Source organism: Halomonas campaniensis (genome assembly GCF_002211105.1).
Taxonomy (GTDB): Bacteria; Pseudomonadota; Gammaproteobacteria; order Pseudomonadales; family Halomonadaceae; genus Vreelandella; species Vreelandella campaniensis_A.
This window is the reverse complement of the sequence record NZ_JPUA01000037.1, coordinates 401,597-417,693: the sequence shown is the minus strand read 5'-3', so window position 1 is coordinate 417,693 and position 16,097 is coordinate 401,597. Positions and strand designations below refer to the sequence as shown.

14 protein-coding genes are annotated in these 16,097 nt (G+C 57.1%); 9 read left to right on the top strand and 5 right to left on the bottom strand.

Annotation, left to right across the window (positions count from 1 at the left end):
* Positions 1–51: 51 nt before the first annotated feature.
* The 8 genes from cysM (at position 52) to JI62_RS19260 (ending at position 10,247) form a co-directional block, all read left to right on the top strand.
* On the top strand, positions 52–960 hold the full coding sequence (cysM, locus tag JI62_RS19295) for a cysteine synthase CysM (protein WP_088701716.1): 909 nt from the start codon (positions 52–54) through the stop codon (positions 958–960).
* A gap of 2 nt (positions 961–962) precedes the next feature.
* On the top strand, positions 963–2,360 hold the full coding sequence (locus JI62_RS19290; protein ID WP_088701715.1) for a TRAM domain-containing protein: 1,398 nt from the start codon (positions 963–965) through the stop codon (positions 2,358–2,360).
* 73 nt (positions 2,361–2,433) lie between these two features.
* Positions 2,434–4,710: a GTP diphosphokinase gene (relA, locus tag JI62_RS19285; RefSeq protein ID WP_088701714.1), complete on the top strand. Its 2,277-nt coding sequence runs from the start codon at positions 2,434–2,436 to the stop codon at positions 4,708–4,710.
* The gene (gene mazG, locus JI62_RS19280) at positions 4,710–5,564 is read left to right on the top strand and encodes a nucleoside triphosphate pyrophosphohydrolase (RefSeq protein WP_088701713.1); all 855 of its coding nucleotides are present in this window, start codon (positions 4,710–4,712) and stop codon (positions 5,562–5,564) included. Before relA ends, mazG begins: the two co-directional genes overlap by 1 nt.
* A gap of 38 nt (positions 5,565–5,602) precedes the next feature.
* A complete protein-coding gene (gene ppc, locus JI62_RS19275; protein ID WP_088701712.1) occupies positions 5,603–8,251 on the top strand; it encodes a phosphoenolpyruvate carboxylase in 2,649 nt (882 codons plus the stop codon).
* A 32-nt stretch (positions 8,252–8,283) separates the two neighbouring features.
* On the top strand, positions 8,284–8,829 hold the full coding sequence (locus JI62_RS19270) for a DUF924 family protein (protein WP_088701711.1): 546 nt from the start codon (positions 8,284–8,286) through the stop codon (positions 8,827–8,829).
* A 36-nt stretch (positions 8,830–8,865) separates the two neighbouring features.
* Positions 8,866–9,945 carry a 23S rRNA pseudouridine(2604) synthase RluF gene (gene rluF, locus JI62_RS19265; RefSeq protein ID WP_088701710.1) on the top strand — a complete coding sequence of 360 codons (1,080 nt, stop codon included), beginning with the start codon at positions 8,866–8,868 and terminating at the stop codon, positions 9,943–9,945.
* A 26-nt stretch (positions 9,946–9,971) separates the two neighbouring features.
* Positions 9,972–10,247, top strand: a complete 276-nt coding sequence (locus JI62_RS19260) for a DUF1294 domain-containing protein (RefSeq protein WP_088701709.1) — start codon at positions 9,972–9,974, stop codon at positions 10,245–10,247.
* Between the two features lie 18 nt (positions 10,248–10,265).
* Here the strand turns inward: JI62_RS19260 and JI62_RS19255 are convergent, their stop codons facing one another.
* From JI62_RS19255 to JI62_RS19245, 3 genes are read right to left on the bottom strand one after another with little or no spacing between them, the layout of a single operon-like run.
* Positions 10,266–10,946 (bottom strand): anthranilate synthase component II, encoded by a 681-nt coding sequence (locus tag JI62_RS19255; protein ID WP_088701708.1) that lies wholly within the window; start codon positions 10,944–10,946, stop codon positions 10,266–10,268.
* Positions 10,943–12,364, bottom strand: a complete 1,422-nt coding sequence (locus JI62_RS19250; protein WP_088701707.1) for an anthranilate synthase component I family protein — start codon at positions 12,362–12,364, stop codon at positions 10,943–10,945. The genes JI62_RS19255 and JI62_RS19250 overlap by 4 nt, the downstream gene beginning before the upstream one ends.
* Before the next feature lie 2 nt (positions 12,365–12,366).
* The gene (locus tag JI62_RS19245; RefSeq protein WP_088701706.1) at positions 12,367–12,639 is read right to left on the bottom strand and encodes a Trp family transcriptional regulator; all 273 of its coding nucleotides are present in this window, start codon (positions 12,637–12,639) and stop codon (positions 12,367–12,369) included.
* Positions 12,640–12,735: 96 nt separating this feature from the next.
* On the opposite strand from JI62_RS19245, the gene JI62_RS19240 reads away from it, so the two are divergent.
* The gene (locus tag JI62_RS19240) at positions 12,736–14,628 is read left to right on the top strand and encodes a monovalent cation:proton antiporter-2 (CPA2) family protein (protein WP_088701705.1); all 1,893 of its coding nucleotides are present in this window, start codon (positions 12,736–12,738) and stop codon (positions 14,626–14,628) included.
* Here JI62_RS19240 and JI62_RS19235 read toward each other — a convergent pair.
* A complete protein-coding gene (locus JI62_RS19235; protein WP_088701704.1) occupies positions 14,625–15,188 on the bottom strand; it encodes a hypothetical protein in 564 nt (187 codons plus the stop codon). The two genes, JI62_RS19240 and JI62_RS19235, sit on opposite strands and share 4 nt — an antisense overlap.
* A 79-nt stretch (positions 15,189–15,267) precedes the next feature.
* Positions 15,268–16,092 carry a class I SAM-dependent methyltransferase gene (locus JI62_RS19230; RefSeq protein WP_088701703.1) on the bottom strand — a complete coding sequence of 275 codons (825 nt, stop codon included), beginning with the start codon at positions 16,090–16,092 and terminating at the stop codon, positions 15,268–15,270.
* Positions 16,093–16,097 lie beyond the last annotated feature (5 nt).

The following is a 16,097-nucleotide window of genomic DNA, read 5'->3' as shown; positions in this document are numbered from 1 at the left end:
CCAAGGCAGCACCGATATAATGCAGCATAACGGTGACGATAAGGAATATTCATGAACGATCTCAAGGGCTATCCCACGCTAGAAGATGTAGTTGGCAACACACCCCTTGTGCGCCTGAAGCGCATTAACGCTGGGCGTAACAATACCTTGTTGGCCAAGCTTGAAGGCAATAATCCTGCCGGCTCGGTCAAAGACCGCCCGGCGCTCTCCATGATCCATGAAGCTGAAGCCAGGGGTGATATTACCCCCGGCGATACGCTGATTGAGGCAACCTCAGGCAATACCGGTATCGCGCTCGCCATGGCGGCGGCGATCAAGGGGTATCAGATGGTGTTGGTAATGCCGGAAAACGCCTCGGAAGAGCGTAAGCAGGCGATGGCTGCTTTTGGGGCTAAATTAATCTCTGCCAGCAAATCAGGGGGCATGGAAGAGGCGCGGGACATTGCCGATGGCATGATTGCTAGAGGCGAAGGTAAACCGCTTAACCAGTTCGCTAACCCGGATAATCCGTTAGCGCACTATCGCACCACCGGCCCTGAGGTGTGGCAACAAACCGGGGGCGAGGTGACCCACTTCGTTAGCTCCATGGGCACGACGGGCACCATTATGGGGGTGTCGCGCTATTTGAAAGAGCAAAATCCGGCTATTCAAATTGTCGGCTTACAACCCGCCGATGGCGCCAGTATTCCTGGCATTCGCCGCTGGCCAGAAGCGTACCTGCCCGCTATTTTTGAAGCGCCGCGGGTGGATGTCACTCTGGATATAGGCCAGCAGGAAGCCGAAGAGCACATGCGCCGTCTGGCTCGTGAAGAGGGCATTCTGGCCGGGGTCTCATCGGGGGGCAGCCTAGCTGGCGCGCTACGCATCGCTGAGCAAACCGAAAATGCGGTGATTGTGTTTATCGTCTGTGACCGTGGTGATCGCTATCTCTCTACTGGCCTATTTGCCCCAGGAGTATAACCATGGCCATGCTGGGAAAACGGCGGCCGCCCAGGCCCGCCTCAGGGCATTCTGGGCTGGCGCGCACGCCGGGTGGTAAGGCTCCGCATACTGCTATAGAGGATGCGTCGCCGCTGGTCATTGAACGTTTGGCTCATGATGGGCGAGGGGTTGCCCACGCAGCCAACGGGAAAACCGTATTTGTCGATCAGGCGCTGCCCGGTGAACAGGTCGAAGTGGCGATTCATACCACCCGCAAACGCTTTGACGAAGCGCACATCAAATCGCTGCTGACGACATCGGAGCAGCGCGTCACACCGCCTTGCCCGCATTTCGGCCACTGCGGCGGCTGCGATCTGCAGCACCTAAGTGTCGACGCCCAGCGCGACCATAAACGTGAAGTGGTGCGCGATCTGTTTTCTCGCCAGGGTATAACGCTAAGCGAGATCGGCTCGATTCAAGGCAGCGATCAGGGCTATCGGCGCCGTGCGCGGCTGGGGGTGAAAGTCGACAGCCAGGGCACTACGCGCCTGGGCTTTCGTGCCGCCCATAGCCACCGCCTGGTGGATATTGAGCGCTGCCCGGTATTGGTCGATGCCTTACAGCGGCTGTTAACACCTCTGCGTGAGCTGCTGAGTACGTTAGAGGCGCCACGCCAGGTAGGGCACATCGAGTTACTGGCAACGGCAACCGCGCAGGTCGTGTTAGTTCGTCAGTTAAAAGAGCACGCCGGAGACGCTGAGCGTTGGCAAGCCTTTGCGCAGCAGCAGGGAGTGGCGCTGGGCACTTGGTTGGGGCGTGAAACACCCACACTGCACTGGCATGGCGCAGCGCCGGCGCTTGAAGAGTCGCTAACCGTGACCGGCCAACCACCGCTTAGCTTAAGTTTTGCACCGGGAGATTTTTTACAGGTCAACGCCCCGGTTAACCAGCAAATGGTCGCCCAGGTCATCCAGTGGCTTGCGTCCAAGTCAGGGCAAAAACTACTCGACCTTTTTGCCGGTATCGGGAATTTTAGCCTGCCCATAGCGGCAGCGGGTGCTGAGGTGCATGCGGTGGAAGGGAACCCCGCCATGGTGGCGCGCATTGCGATTAACGCTAAGCGCAATCAGTTGATGGTCAGCGGTCAGCAGGCCGATTTAAGCAACGCTGTCGGCGTTAATGAGCTATTAACTGTACATGGTGATAGTGATGCGCTGGTGCTCGATCCACCGCGTAGCGGTGCCGAAGTGATTTGTCAGGCGCTGGCGCGCCACCCAGTGCCCAGGGTGGTCTATATTTCCTGTGATCCGGCGACGCTTGCCCGGGATGCGGCACACCTTGTGCATGCGGGGTACCGGGTCAAGCAAGTAGCAGTGGCGGATATGTTCCTTCACACTGCACATATGGAAACGCTGATGCTGTTCGAGTACGGGGACTAGACGTTTCCCCATCGCATCAAGCCACGGTGACGGCCGTGTAGAGACCGTCTCCCTGAAAGGATGAGTAATTGTCATGGTGAAAGTGCGTGAAGACCAGCCGCTAACCGCGAGCGGAACGGTGGACATACAACAATGGTTAACGCGCCTGCAGGAGGATGTGCGCCTACGTGAGCCGGAGCGTTTAGTTGACGCCTGTGAACTCGCCGAGAAGCTGGAGCTTGAGGCCCCGCGCACCCATCGCGTATGGCTATCGCCAGGCTCGAGTTTCCGCATGGGCCTGGAAATGGCTGATATTCTTGGCGAGTTAAAGCTAGATCAAGCGACACTTGAGGCTGCCGTTCTCTACCGCGCGGTGCGGGAAGGGCTGCTGAGCCTTGAATCCGTGACAAAGCGCTTTGGCGAAGAAGTGGCCAGCCTGATTGATGGGGTGCTGCAAATGGCCGCGATCAGCTACCCGCTGGCGCCTGACCATGGCATGGGCCAACACAATCAGCAGGAAAACCTGCGCAAGATGCTGGTCAATATGGTCAGTGATGTACGCGTGGCGCTAATCAAAATTGCCGAACGCACCTGTGCGCTGCGCCAAGTAAAAGATGCGCCACTGGAGAAATGCTTACAGGTTGCCCGGGAAGTTGCCGATATTTACGCGCCGCTGGCCCATCGCCTCGGCGTTGGGCAACTTAAATGGGAGCTGGAAGACCTATCGTTTCGTTACTTGCATGAAGATGAGTACAAAGCGATCGCCAAGCTTTTGGCGGAAAAGCGCCTCGACCGTGACCGCTATATTCACGATGTGGTCGAAACCATCAAGAGCTTGATGGAAGCGCAGCACATCCACCGCTACGATGTGGATGGTCGGGCCAAACATATCTACTCGATCTGGCGCAAAATGAAGCGTAAGCGGATCGACTTCTCGCAGGTGCACGATGTCCGTGCGGTGCGCATTCTGGTGCCGGAAGTGGCGGACTGCTACACCGTGCTGGGGATTATTCACTCGCGTTGGCACCATGTGCCCAACGAGTTCGACGACTACATCGCCAACCCCAAAAAGAACGGCTACCAGTCGCTGCACACCGCTGTTATGGGGCCGGAAAACAAGGTACTTGAAATCCAGATTCGCACCTTCGCTATGCACGACGAAGCGGAGCTGGGCGTTTGCGCCCACTGGCGTTACAAAGGCCACGATACCAACGCCAAAAGCCGTAGCTACGAAGAGAAAATTGCCTGGCTGCGTCAGGTACTGGAGTGGCAGGACGAAGTGGGTGGCTTTGGTGATCTGCGCGAAGGGCTATCCAGCGATGTAGCGCCTGATCGTATCTACGTATTCACCCCCGACGGTCACGTGATTGATCTGCCGCGGATTGCCACACCAATCGATTTCGCCTACCGGGTGCATACCGAAATTGGTCACCGCTGTCGGGGCGCCAAGATTAATGGGCGCATTGTGCCGCTCACCTACAAGTTAAAGACCGGCCAGCAGATAGAAATCCTTACCGCCACCAAGGGTGGGCCAAGCCGCGACTGGTTAAACCCCAGCCTGGGCTATGTGCGCACTTCCCGGGCAAGGGCCAAAATTCAGGCGTGGTTTAAGCACCAGGCCCGGGATCAAAACCTGGACGAGGGGCGCGTGCTGTTTGACCGTGAAATGCGCCGCCTGGATGTCGAGGGGCTCGACCTGCCCAAGCTGGCCAAGGCGGTTAACTACCAAAATGCCGACGATATGTACGCCGCCATCGGCGCCGGTGACCTGCGTATCGGCCAGGTGTTGCACCAGGCCCAACAGCTATTTGGTGAAACCGACGACCAAGAGCAGCTCGACCGCCTGCTGGCCAAGCCAAAGCGTCAATCTAGCAAAGCCACCAAAAGCGATATCACGGTGCTCGGTGTTGGCAACCTTAAAACCAGTATGGCCAACTGCTGCCGCCCGGTGCCTGGCGAGCCGATTATCGGCTTTATTACCCAGGGGCGTGGTGTCACCGTGCACCGCCAGGACTGCAGCAATATTCTGCAATTGCGCCTGGACGAACCCCAGCGCATTATCGAAGTGGAGTGGGGCGAGCGCGCCCAAACCCGCTATCCGGTGACCATTGAGATTCAGGCCTGGGATCGCTCCGGACTGCTGCGCGATGTCACGGGCCTGCTGGGTAACGAAAAAGTCAACGTACTCGCCGTGAACACGCTCACCGATACCGATGAAGGCATTGCCCGGCTGCGTATTACTCTGGAAGTCGATGGCCTTGAAGCCCTGGGGCGGTTGTTCTCGCGCATCCAGCAGTTGCCCAACGTTACCGAAGTGCGCCGTTTGCGCAATGCCGACCCGGATCAACAAATTCGCAAGGGAGGAGCATAATGCGCCATGGTATCGATGATCTGCTGACTCTGATGCAGGTGCTGCGCGACCGGGAGCAGGGCTGCCCCTGGGATCTCCAGCAGGATTGGGACAGCATTGTGCCCCATACCCTGGAAGAGGCCTACGAGGTCGCTGATGCCATTGAGAGGCGCGCTTTTGACGAACTGCCTGGTGAGCTGGGTGATCTGCTCTTTCAAGTGGTCTACTACGCCCAGTTCGGCGCGGAAGAGCAGCGCTTCGACTTTGCCGATATCGTTGATACGCTTACCACTAAAATGCTGCGTCGCCATCCGCATGTATTTCCGGAGGGCACGCTGGCTTCCCGGCGCCCGCCAGGCGTGAGCGCTGAAGAGGTGCAAACTCAGCAGGTCAACAGCCGCTGGGAGTCATTGAAAGCCGAAGAACGTGAGAAAAGGAAGCGCGCCGAGAGAGCCGTAGAGCAGCCCTCTGTGCTCGACGATGTGCCGCGCACGCTGCCTGCCCTTAGCCGCGCTGCCAAGCTGTCCAAGCGTGCAGCGCGAGTAGGCTTCGATTGGCCCGATGCCCGCGGCGTGGTGGCTAAAATTCGTGAAGAGCTGGCGGAAGTAGAAGAGGCGCTTGCCGCCGGTGATCAACAGCACGCCCAGGAAGAAGTCGGCGATCTGCTGTTTGCAGTCACCAACCTTGCCCGCACGCTGAATGCCGACCCCGAACAGTGCCTGCGCGCTACCAATGCCAAGTTCGAGTGTCGTTTTCGTTTTGTCGAGCGCGAGCTTAGCGCTGCCCAGCGGCCATTAACAGAGGCTTCCCTAGACGAGATGGAAGCACACTGGCAGGCAGCCAAAGCAGAAGAAAAACAATCTACCCATTCCTGATCTAATAATGATGCGACCCCTGCAAGGAGGCCATGCCAATGAGTCACGACCTACACGAATCTCTGCGCGATAACGTGCGTATTCTGGGCGACAGCCTGGGGCGAACCATTGCCGACGATTTGGGCCAGGCATTTGTCGATAAAATTGAAACCATTCGCGCCCACGCCAAGCGAGGGCGCCAGGGCGACTCGCTGCAGCAGCGCGAATTGATCGAGTACCTGCGTGAGCTGCCCGAGCGGGATCTACTGCCGGTCACCCGGGCATTCAACCAGTTTTTAAACCTCGCCAACATTGCCGAGCAGCACTACCGGGCGCGCTTTCGCCGGGTAGAGGACTACAAGCCCGGCTCCCAGCCGGTACTGGGGGAGCTTCTTCAGCGCGCCGAGCAGGCAGGCAACTCACCGCGTAAACTGGTCGAGACCCTCGCCAACATGCGCGTTGAGCTAGTGCTCACCGCGCACCCCACCGAAGTTATCCGCCGCACCCTGATCCAAAAATATGATGCCATCGATGAGTGCTTAACCGCCATTGAGAGTTCCGAAGATTACCCGGAGCGTGGCACCCGTGCCCAGGGTCGCCTGGAAGAGCTGATCAGCCAGGCGTGGCATACCGATGAGATCCGCCACGAGCGGCCCACCCCGGTGGATGAGGCCAAGTGGGGCTTTGCGGTAATTGAAAACTCCCTGTGGCAGGCAGTGCCAGATTTCCATAGAGATTTGGATAACCTGCTGCTGGATACTGCCGGTGAACGCCTGCCCCTGGACGCGGCGCCGATACGTTACGCCTCCTGGATGGGCGGCGACCGCGACGGCAATCCCAACGTAACGGCTAAAGTGACCCGCGAGGTGCTGCTGTTAGGTCGCTGGATGGCCGCCGACCTCTATCTGCGCGACCTTGAACAGCTCAAAACCGAGCTCTCCATGTGGAAGGCCAATAGTGCGCTCAAAGCCGAGGCGGGCGATGTCACTGAGCCCTACCGCGAAGTGCTGAAGCGGCTGCTGGCTAAAATGGAATCAACCCGTGATTGGGCCAAAGCAGAGCTTGAAGGGCGTAACTACGATGGCGGGCCGATTATTGAAACCCGCGATCAGCTCTACTCACCGCTGCTCGCCTGTTACCGCTCGCTGTGTGATGTGGGCCTCGACACCATCGCCAACGGCGCGCTGCTGGATACGCTGCGTCGGGTTGCGGTGTTTGGAGTGACGCTGACCAAGCTCGACCTACGTCAGGAAGCCAGCCGCCATGCCCAGGTCATTGAAGAGCTGACCAGCGCTCTGGGCCTGGGCCACTACCAGGAGTGGGACGAAGCCAAACGGCAGGAATTTTTGCTCGAGGAGCTGGCCTCACGTCGCCCGCTGATTCCGCGCCGCTGGGAGTGCTCCGCTGAGTCCCGCGAAGTGCTGGATACGTTTAAAGTCATCGCCCAGGAGCATTCCGAAGCGCTGGGGACTTACATTATTTCCATGGCCGCTGAGCCCTCTGACGTGCTTACCGTGGCACTGCTGATGAAAGAGGTCGGGGGGCAGGTAACGCTACCTATCGCACCGCTGTTTGAAACCCTTAACGACCTGGATCACGCAGGCGAGGTGGTGGATCAGCTGCTGGCGATACCGGGCTATCGTTCGCTGATCGATGACCGTCAGGAGGTCATGATTGGCTACTCCGACTCGGCAAAAGATGCCGGCCAGCTAGCCGCTGCCTGGGCCCAGTACCGTGCTCAAGAGTCGCTGGTGAATGTGTGTAACCGACACGGCGTCGATTTAACCCTGTTCCACGGCCGCGGCGGCACCGTTGGCCGTGGTGGCGGCCCGGCCCACGCGGCGATACTCTCCCAGCCTCCAGGCTCGGTAAACGGCAGCCTGCGAGTGACCGAGCAGGGCGAGATGATCCGCTTCAAGTTTGGCCAGCCCGATATTGCCCTGCGCTCCATGGAGATCTATGCCTGCGCGGTGCTAGAAGCCACGTTATTGCCGCCCCGTGCGCCGGAACCGCACTGGCGTGAGGAGATGGATCAACTCGCCAAGGTAGCGCATGGTGCCTATGTGGGCGTGGTGCGAGAAGACCCGGACTTCGTGCCCTATTTCCGCGCGGTCACACCAGAAGGCGCCTTGGGTAGGCTGCCCTTGGGTTCACGCCCCACCAAGCGGCGCCAGGATGGCGGGGTGGAAACCCTGCGCGCCATTCCATGGATTTTCGCCTGGACGCAGATTCGCCTGATGCTGCCCGCATGGCTGGGCAGCGGCGAAGCCTTCTCGCGGCGTTTAGAGCAGCCCGGCGGTCGCGATGTGCTGCAAGAGATGCGCAATGAGTGGCCGTTCTTCGGCACTTACCTGGACATGCTGGAGATGCTGCTGGCCAAAGCCGATGTCGCCATTGCTGCTTACTACGAGCACCGCTTGGTCGATGAGCCCTCGCTGAAGGCGCTGGGTAAAAAATTGCGTGAACGCTTTGGGCGTTTGGAAGAAGCCGTGTTGGATATTCTTCAGCAGGAGAAGTTGCTGGAGAATACGCCACTGATTCGCCAGGCGATTGATGTACGCAACCCCTATATCGATCCGCTCCATGGCCTGCAGGCGGAGCTGCTGCAGCGTAACCGCGACGCTGATGGGGCCATTAGCGCCGATCTTTCCCGTGCACTGATGGTGACCATGGCAGGCATTGCGGCGGGATTACGTAATACCGGCTAGACATAACCATATTTAATGACTAGGAGGCGTCAATGTCTTCAGATTCTCAAGCGGTACTCGATTTCTGGTTTGAGGCGTTGACGCCTGCTCAATGGTTTAAAAAAGATCCTGACATGGATCGGATGATCTTGCAGCGGTTTGGCGCACTGCATACGCAGGCTTCACAGTGCGAGTGTTACCCATGGCGGAAAACGGCCGAAGGGCGACTGGCAGAGATCATTGTGCTGGATCAGTTCTCGCGCAATATTTACCGCGATGATGCCCGCGCTTTTGCCACGGATGCTTTAGCGCTGGCGCTAGCGCAAGAGGCCGTCGCCGCTGGGGCAGACGCAGAACTAACCAGCGAGCAGCGTGCGTTTCTGTATATGCCCTATATGCATAGCGAATCCGCGGCCATTCATGAGCTGGCGATGCAGCTGTTTGACCAGCCGGGGTTAGAGAAGAACTACGACTTTGAAGTGCGCCACAAGGCGATTATCGATCGCTTTGGGCGTTACCCGCACCGCAACGCCTTGTTGGGGCGGGCCTCTACCGATGAGGAGTTGGCCTTCTTAAAGGAGCCCGGCTCCTCTTTTTAACTGTTTGCTTACTCTCTTTTAGCCATATGGCGTTTTATGTCGTTTCGAAAATCTACCCGTATCAATAAATATATTAGCGAGAGCGGCATGTGCTCTCGCCGTGAAGCCGACCGCTTTGTGGAGCAGGGCAACGTGTGGATAAACGGTCGCCGCGCGACTACTGGTGATCAAGTGGTGGCGGGAGACTTGGTTAAGGTCAACGGTCAGGAGATCGAGCCTCAGGAAGAGGAGGATTTGGTGCTGATTGCGCTGAATAAACCGGTGGGCATTGTCAGCACCACCGAATCCAGCGAAAAGGATAATATCGTTGAGTTTGTGAAGCATGGCGTGCGTATTTTCCCCATTGGGCGGCTCGATAAAGACTCCCAGGGGCTGATTTTATTAACCAATAACGGCGATCTGGTTAATAAAATTCTGCGTGCCAATAACAACCACGAAAAAGAGTACCAGGTGACGGTGAACAAGCCGATCACCGACGAGTTTATCGAGGGCATGCAGAGTGGCGTGCCGATTCTTGGCAAGGTGACCAAGCGCTGCAAGGTACAAAAAGAGTCCACCTTTGTGTTCACTATTACCCTGGTGCAGGGGCTCAATCGGCAAATTCGCCGTATGTGCGAATACTTCGGCTACGAGGTTACCCAGCTTATTCGCACGCGCATTATGAATGTACCCCTCAAAGGCTTGGCCCTGGGCGACTGGCGCGATCTCACGCCTAAAGAGATCGAGACTATTATCGCCCTGACCGAACGCTCAGAGGCGGCACCCGAGAAGAAGAGTAAAGCGAAGCCAGAAAGACCCAACTACAGCTCAGGCGCAGGAAAGGCAAAACCGCCTGCTTCGAAAGGGCGGCCAGCTAAAGCAGGAGCGAAGGCGGCTGGTGCCAAAGCGGCCGGGGCTAAACCGCTTCCCAAAGGTAGAAAAGCCGCCAGCGGAAAAGTCAGTGGAAAAACAGGTACCGGCCCTAAAGGCAGTGCGCCAGGTAAACCGCACCCCAAGGGCGGTAAAGCCCCCGGCAAGCCCGGTATTAAAAGTAAGCCTAGTGCAAAAGGTAAGCCCGTGGGTAAAGGCCGCGGTAAGCCAGCGGTGGGCGGCAAACCTTCTCAGCGACGCAAATAGCGCCTTACCCTTCAAGAGTCTCCACCGTGATTCCAATCGTCGCTTTTTACGCTTTGATTAGCGTTATCGCTTATATCACTTACGCTATCGACAAAAAGGCGGCTATTAACAACCGCCGTCGGGTGAGTGAAAGGTCGCTACATCTGCTTGGGATAGTGGGGGGCTGGCCGGGTGCGTTCCTGGCCCAACAGCGGCTGCGGCATAAAACTCAGAAAACCGCCTTTCAAGTGACGTTCTGGCTAACGGTTGTCGTAAATCTGGTCTGTGTAGGGTGGCTAATGGTTTCATTGAACCTCATTTAGCCACCCTATGCTGGGTGCCTACGTTCTAGTGTGATTGCCCGGCGCGAAAAGAAAATTAGCGATCAGCTCTTTGCCGCCTTCAGTGGCAAACGATTCCGGGTGAAACTGGATGCCGTGAATCGGGTACTCCCGATGTTTAACGCCCATCAGTTCGAATTCGCCCAGTGCCTGCCAGCCGCTGCGCTGCTCGAAATTGTCAGCTTCCAGGGCTCCCACGGTGGCGGTTACTTCCAGGCACTCGGGCAGGGTGGTCGCATCGGCAATTAGTGAGTGGTAGCGCATTACCTCAAGCTGGTCGGGCACGCCGTTAAACACCGAGGCGTTATTGTGGTTGATCGGGCTGATCTTGCCATGCATCGGCAGCGGCGCCTTCACTACCTTGCCGCCAAACACGTGCACAATACCCTGCATGCCCAGGCAAACGCCCAGCAGCGGCGTGGTTTTGCCCAGTTTCTCTATTACTTCTGCGCACACGCCAAAGTAGCGCGGGTCATCCGGCGAGCCGGGGCCAGGTGAGATGATAATGCGATCCGGGGCCATGGCTTCGATAGTCTGGAAATCGATCTGATTATTGCGCTTAACCAGTATCTCGAAATTGGCCAGCCCGCCGCGATTCTTCTCCGTGGTTAGAATCTCACCTATGAACTGGTAGAGGTTATAGGTGAAGGAGTCGTAGTTGTCGATGATCAGCACCTTCATGCGGGGCTCTCCGTTTCCGTGCTCATAAAGGGGGTCAAGGCCTTGCGAGTGCCGGCAAACTTGCGGCGAATCTCTTCATATTCATCTTCGGCGTTGCTGTCATACACGTTGCCGCCGCAGGTTTGAACGTAAGCGCGCTCGCCGTTGACGAATACCGTACGAATGGGAATCGCAAAGGTACAGTCGCCGTTAAACGAGAATTGGCCCACCGCGCCGCCGTAAGGGCCGCGCCCGTCGGTCTCCAGGTCGTCGATGATTTTCATCGCTTCGATTTTGGGTGCGCCGGTGAGGGTGCCCGCGGGGAAGTTGCTGGCCAGCGCGGTAAACATATCTTCGCCTTCGGCGATAATGCCGACGATCTCGCTGGAGATATGCTGCACGTGACTAAAGCGTTTGATATCCATCAAGCTGCGCACTTTCACCGTACCAAACTGCGCTACCCGGCCAATATCGTTGCGGTGCAGATCCACAATCATGTTGTGCTCGGCGATCTCTTTAGGGTCGTTGAGCAGCGCCCGGGCGAGCTGGGTATCCTCCTGGGGCGTTTGGCCGCGCAGGGTGGTACCTGCCAGAGGGAAAGTCTCCATCTCGCCCTGGCGCAGCCGGAACAGAAGCTCGGGGCTGGCGCCAATCAGCTTCTGTTCACCAAATTTGACGTAGTACATCTGCGGCGAGGGGTTAATGGTACGTAGCTGCTCGTACAGCGCCAGGGTATCGCCTTTAATACTAAAACGCTTTTTAAAGCCGACTTCACACTGGAACACCTTACCGTCGATAATATCCTGCTTCACCTTGGCCACCGCCTCGGCGTGTTCTGCCTGGCTCATGGTGTCGCCCAGCGCGGTGATTTGCAGCGGGCCTGCTGGTTCATTGTCTGCATTGATCAGCGTCTGCAGAAAGTCATAGCGGCTGTTGTCGTAGTAGAAGTAGGTGACTTCCCCGGTCATCTTGTCGAGAATCAGGCCATCTTTGTAGAGCCCAAAGCGGAAGGTATCGAAATCATCGCTGGCTTTTAACGTAAGCGATGGCTCGAAGTACTGCATGGCGTCATAGCCAAGATAGCCGCTTAGCCCGCCAGCGTACTTGCGGGAAATAATATCCTGCGGGATGAGGCTGCGCAGCAGTTCGTAGGGGTTGTCGCTTGGGTAGTGGTTGGCTTTGCCGTCACGCTCTTGGATGGTCAGCGTGTTGCCGTTGGCGTAGAGCGTGTACTCGGGGTCGAAGCCAATAATCGAGTGGCGCGCCATATGGCTATCTTCGCCCAGGGACTCCAGCATGTAGCAGGTATCAAAGCGGCGTTCGATTTTTTGAAACAGGGCAAAGAAGTCGCAGTCCGCCGCCAAGGTCACATAGTGAGGTTTGCGTGGCAGCGTAAAAGGCTGCGGGCCTGATGAGGCGTGCGTGTCAGCAGTGGTCATGATCAATCAGTCCGTGAAGAAGGGCTTGAAGAGGGTAACGTGGTAAGCGCGCGGGAGCCCCGGGACACCGTAGCGATACCCACGCCCAGGGTTTCGGCAATTTTGCGGTGGGGCAGCCCTTCACGCAGCAGCTTAAAAATTTGTAGGCGTTTACTGATTTCTTGATACTCTGCAGGCGTTAGCAGGCTCGCCAGTGCTGCGTCCATTGCTTTAGGTGAGTCAATAGCGAGCAAATGGCGAATGAGCTCAGCCTGGTAGTGTTCGTCTGTTGTCATGTATGCCACCAGGTAACCTGTAATGTACTAGCGTACTAGTACGCTACCTGATTACTCAGGGAAGTCAAGCAGAGCGTTCAATTTTGAGGAGTCACGATGACCGGCTATTTTATTCAAGCCTTTATTTACCTTGTCGCCGCGGTGATCGCGGTACCGCTAGCCAAGCGTTTTGGTCTGGGGTCTGTGCTGGGATATCTGGTTGCTGGGGTCGTGATTGGCCCGATTCTGGGGCTGGTGGGGCAGGAGACCACCACCATTCAGCACTTTGCCGAGTTCGGCGTGGTGATGATGCTATTTTTGGTGGGCATGGAGCTTGATCCCAAGGGGCTGTGGGCCATGCGGGTTCGGCTGATTGGCCTGGGCGGGCTTCAGGTCGTGCTAACCGCAGCGGCAGGTAGCGCTATCGGTTGGTGGCTGGGGCTCGTTTGGCAGACGGCGCTGGCAGTGGGGCTGATTTTCGCGCTCTCCTCTACGGCGATTGTGCTGCAAACACTCAATGAGAAGGGGCTCGCCAAAACGGAGGGTGGTCGCAGCGCTTTCTCGGTGCTGTTGTTTCAGGATATTGCGGTGATCCCCATGCTGGCGCTGATCCCGCTTTTAGCGCTGCCTGAGTTGATGGGGGCGGGCGGTGATGATGGCCACGCCAGCTTAAGCCTGGTAGCCCACTTGCCCGGCTGGGCGCACGCCTTAGTGGTCGTGGCAGCTATCGCAAGCGTTATTGCCGCTGGCTACTATTTGATGCCGCTGCTGTTTCGCTATGTGATTGGCTCTGGCCTGCGTGAAGTATTTACCGCCACCGCGTTGATGCTGGTGATTGGCATTGCCGCTCTGATGAGTGTGGTTAATTTATCTCCCGCCCTGGGCGCTTTTCTGGCGGGCGTGGTACTCGCCAACAGTGAATTTAAGCACGAGCTGGAAGCCAATATTGAGCCCTTCAAAGGGCTACTCCTGGGGCTGTTCTTTATTACCGTAGGGGCAGGTATCAACTTCTCGGTGTTAGCAGCGGAGTGGGGCACGGTGCTATCGCTAGGCGTGGCGGTTATCGTTGTTAAAGGTGTGATTCTGCTGGGCTTGGCGCTGCTATTTCGAGTGCATGGTAGCAACGGCTGGCTGTTTACTTTAAGCCTTGCCCAAGCCGGTGAATTCGGCTTTGTGCTGCTGACCTACAGCGTTCAAAACAACGTGATTCCTACCGATATCTCCCAGATTCTCTCACTGGTGGTGGCGCTATCAATGTTCTTAACGCCGTTGCTATTTATTGCCTATGACCGGTTGGTGCTACCGCGCTATCTTATCGCTAAAAACGATGATCGCGAAGCCGATGCTATTGAGGAGCAGGCACCGGTTATCGTTGCGGGGGTAGGGCGGTTTGGACAAATAATCTGCCGCTTGCTGCGCGCCAATAATATCCCCATCGTGGCGCTGGATCTGGAGATTGAGCAGATCGAGAACCTGCGCAAAATTAACATCAAGAGCTACTTTGGCGATGCCAGCCGCTCCGACTTGCTAGAGACTGCAGGGATTGAGCACGCTAGGTTACTGGTTATTGCGTTAGACGATCGTGAGCGTGCCGTGCAGATGGTTAAGCATGTGAAGCATGCCTACCCCCAAGTGTGGGTGCTGGCTCGTGCGTTTGACCGTGGGCATGGCTATCAACTACGTGACGCGGGTGCCGACGACGTTATCAGTGAAACCTATCATTCAGCGCTGGAACTGGGCGGCCACGCACTGACAGCCATGGGCGTGCACCCCATGCGAGCTAAGCAGATGACCTGGGCCTTTGTACAGAACGAAGATGCCCATGAGGATGAACTGTTTGAAGCCTGGAAAGAGATCGAAGAGGGCATCAGCTTCAGCCCCCGCTACGGTGAGCTATTTATGAAACTGGAAGAGTCGTTGAATAGCGCCATGCAGCAGGATTGGCCCGAGCCGCAACGAGAAGATGTGCCTATTTGGACACCGCCTGAGCAACATCGCGATAACGTTTAAAAAGGCATATGCAACGATGCGCTTAGCATATTGAGGTGGTTGAGGGTGGGAGCGTCGATGCGTTCGTACTCTAGCCGGCTGACGAGTCGGTTAATCGTCACCGTGGCGCCGAAGCCTTGCAGCAGTGCTGTACCGCTTTCATCGGCGCCTTCCAGATCACTTTCGCCACGCCATTCTGTGATACCGGACTTCGCATAGATGCTGAAAGCACCCATGCGAACTCCGGCAACAATGGCGCCTCCCAAACTGAGTGTATCCATGATGAGGGGGTTAACACCGGAGGAAGTGGAGATCTCTTCGCTTTCCCGGTAGGCAATCTCAGCGCCAATATCGAGCTGCGGGAGTCGCCAAGGGCTGTAGCCTGCGGTGACTCGAAAACCGCTGGTATAATTATCAAGGCTTTGAAGGTCGCTACCTTCTAAGATAACGCCGTTATCCAGCTGCATAAGTTCGCTATTGGGAGCGGTATACGCCATGACCGGCGGGGCGTCGTCGGCGTAGCTGCTAAACCAGGGAACTGAGCAGCAGAGCAGGGTGCTTGCCAAGCGTTTGATTGGCATTTCTCATATACCTATCGTTTCATACCCAACTATTGCCGAATACCCATGGGTAGGGAGGAAAAAGCTATTGCCATTCAGATTAGCAACTGGCTTGGATTTCCACCACTTTAATTGCGCCCTGAGCCAGATTATCGACTAAATTTTTACCCATTGTCAGAAAGCGTTCGCCAAATACCCACTGGGGTGACAGCACGGCTTGTCGTGGCGTCTGCTCTTTTTGCCGCTGGCGCTGGCGCCACGCCAAGGCCATTTCACTCCAGTCGTCCACGTGTTCAAGTTGAAAGCCTCCGGTTTCAAGCAGCCGAGTCAGCTCAGACAGGTTAAGTAAATGGGAGTGCTCGGAATTGGCTGCCCACGGAACAGGGTAGCGAAGGTGCGCCACGTTGGGGCCACTGACCACCTCATGCATGACTAGCTGCCCACCAGGGCGCAGAACTCGGCGGCTCTGTGCGATAACCCTGGTAGCATCGGGCATATTTAGCAGACTATGTTGAAACAGTACGGCATCAAAGCTGTTATCGGCAAACGGCAGTGCGGCCGCATCACCGGTTACCCAGGCAGGTGGTGGTGCGTCAGGTTGGTTAACTCGCGAGCAAAGCGCTCTGTTTAGCACGCTGAAGCCATGGGTAATATCCAGCCCGGTCATTCGAAAGCCTAACGCCGCGCCCTGACGCATCAAGCCGCCCAGCCCCGCGCCGACATCCAGTACGTTTAAATGCGTTGTAGGGTCAAGTCGTTCAAGTAAACGGGCTGATGCCGCCACGCCGCCAATATGCAGCTGATCCAAAGGAGCCAGTTGATGCAGCGTGGGGCCAGCGGGGAAGTGGGCATCAATCTGCGCCAGTACTTCATCAGCGCGCAGGGCGCGCTGATAGTGACCTGCTAAACGGTTGGCGTTGGTCATTGCGT

What these genes read in the sequence shown, in the direction of transcription:
- cysM (WP_088701716.1), top strand. Translation starts at nt 52, where the DNA reads ATGAACGATCTCAAGGGCTATCCCACGCTAGAAGATGTAGTTGGCAAC.
- JI62_RS19290 (WP_088701715.1), top strand. Translation starts at nt 963, where the DNA reads ATGGCCATGCTGGGAAAACGGCGGCCGCCCAGGCCCGCCTCAGGGCAT.
- relA (WP_088701714.1), top strand. Translation starts at nt 2,434, where the DNA reads ATGGTGAAAGTGCGTGAAGACCAGCCGCTAACCGCGAGCGGAACGGTG.
- mazG (WP_088701713.1), top strand. Translation starts at nt 4,710, where the DNA reads ATGCGCCATGGTATCGATGATCTGCTGACTCTGATGCAGGTGCTGCGC.
- ppc (WP_088701712.1), top strand. Translation starts at nt 5,603, where the DNA reads ATGAGTCACGACCTACACGAATCTCTGCGCGATAACGTGCGTATTCTG.
- JI62_RS19270 (WP_088701711.1), top strand. Translation starts at nt 8,284, where the DNA reads ATGTCTTCAGATTCTCAAGCGGTACTCGATTTCTGGTTTGAGGCGTTG.
- rluF (WP_088701710.1), top strand. Translation starts at nt 8,866, where the DNA reads ATGTCGTTTCGAAAATCTACCCGTATCAATAAATATATTAGCGAGAGC.
- JI62_RS19255 (WP_088701708.1), bottom strand. Translation starts at nt 10,946, where the DNA reads ATGAAGGTGCTGATCATCGACAACTACGACTCCTTCACCTATAACCTC.
- JI62_RS19250 (WP_088701707.1), bottom strand. Translation starts at nt 12,364, where the DNA reads ATGACCACTGCTGACACGCACGCCTCATCAGGCCCGCAGCCTTTTACG.
- JI62_RS19245 (WP_088701706.1), bottom strand. Translation starts at nt 12,639, where the DNA reads ATGACAACAGACGAACACTACCAGGCTGAGCTCATTCGCCATTTGCTC.
- JI62_RS19240 (WP_088701705.1), top strand. Translation starts at nt 12,736, where the DNA reads ATGACCGGCTATTTTATTCAAGCCTTTATTTACCTTGTCGCCGCGGTG.
- JI62_RS19235 (WP_088701704.1), bottom strand. Translation starts at nt 15,188, where the DNA reads ATGCCAATCAAACGCTTGGCAAGCACCCTGCTCTGCTGCTCAGTTCCC.
- JI62_RS19230 (WP_088701703.1), bottom strand. Translation starts at nt 16,092, where the DNA reads ATGACCAACGCCAACCGTTTAGCAGGTCACTATCAGCGCGCCCTGCGC.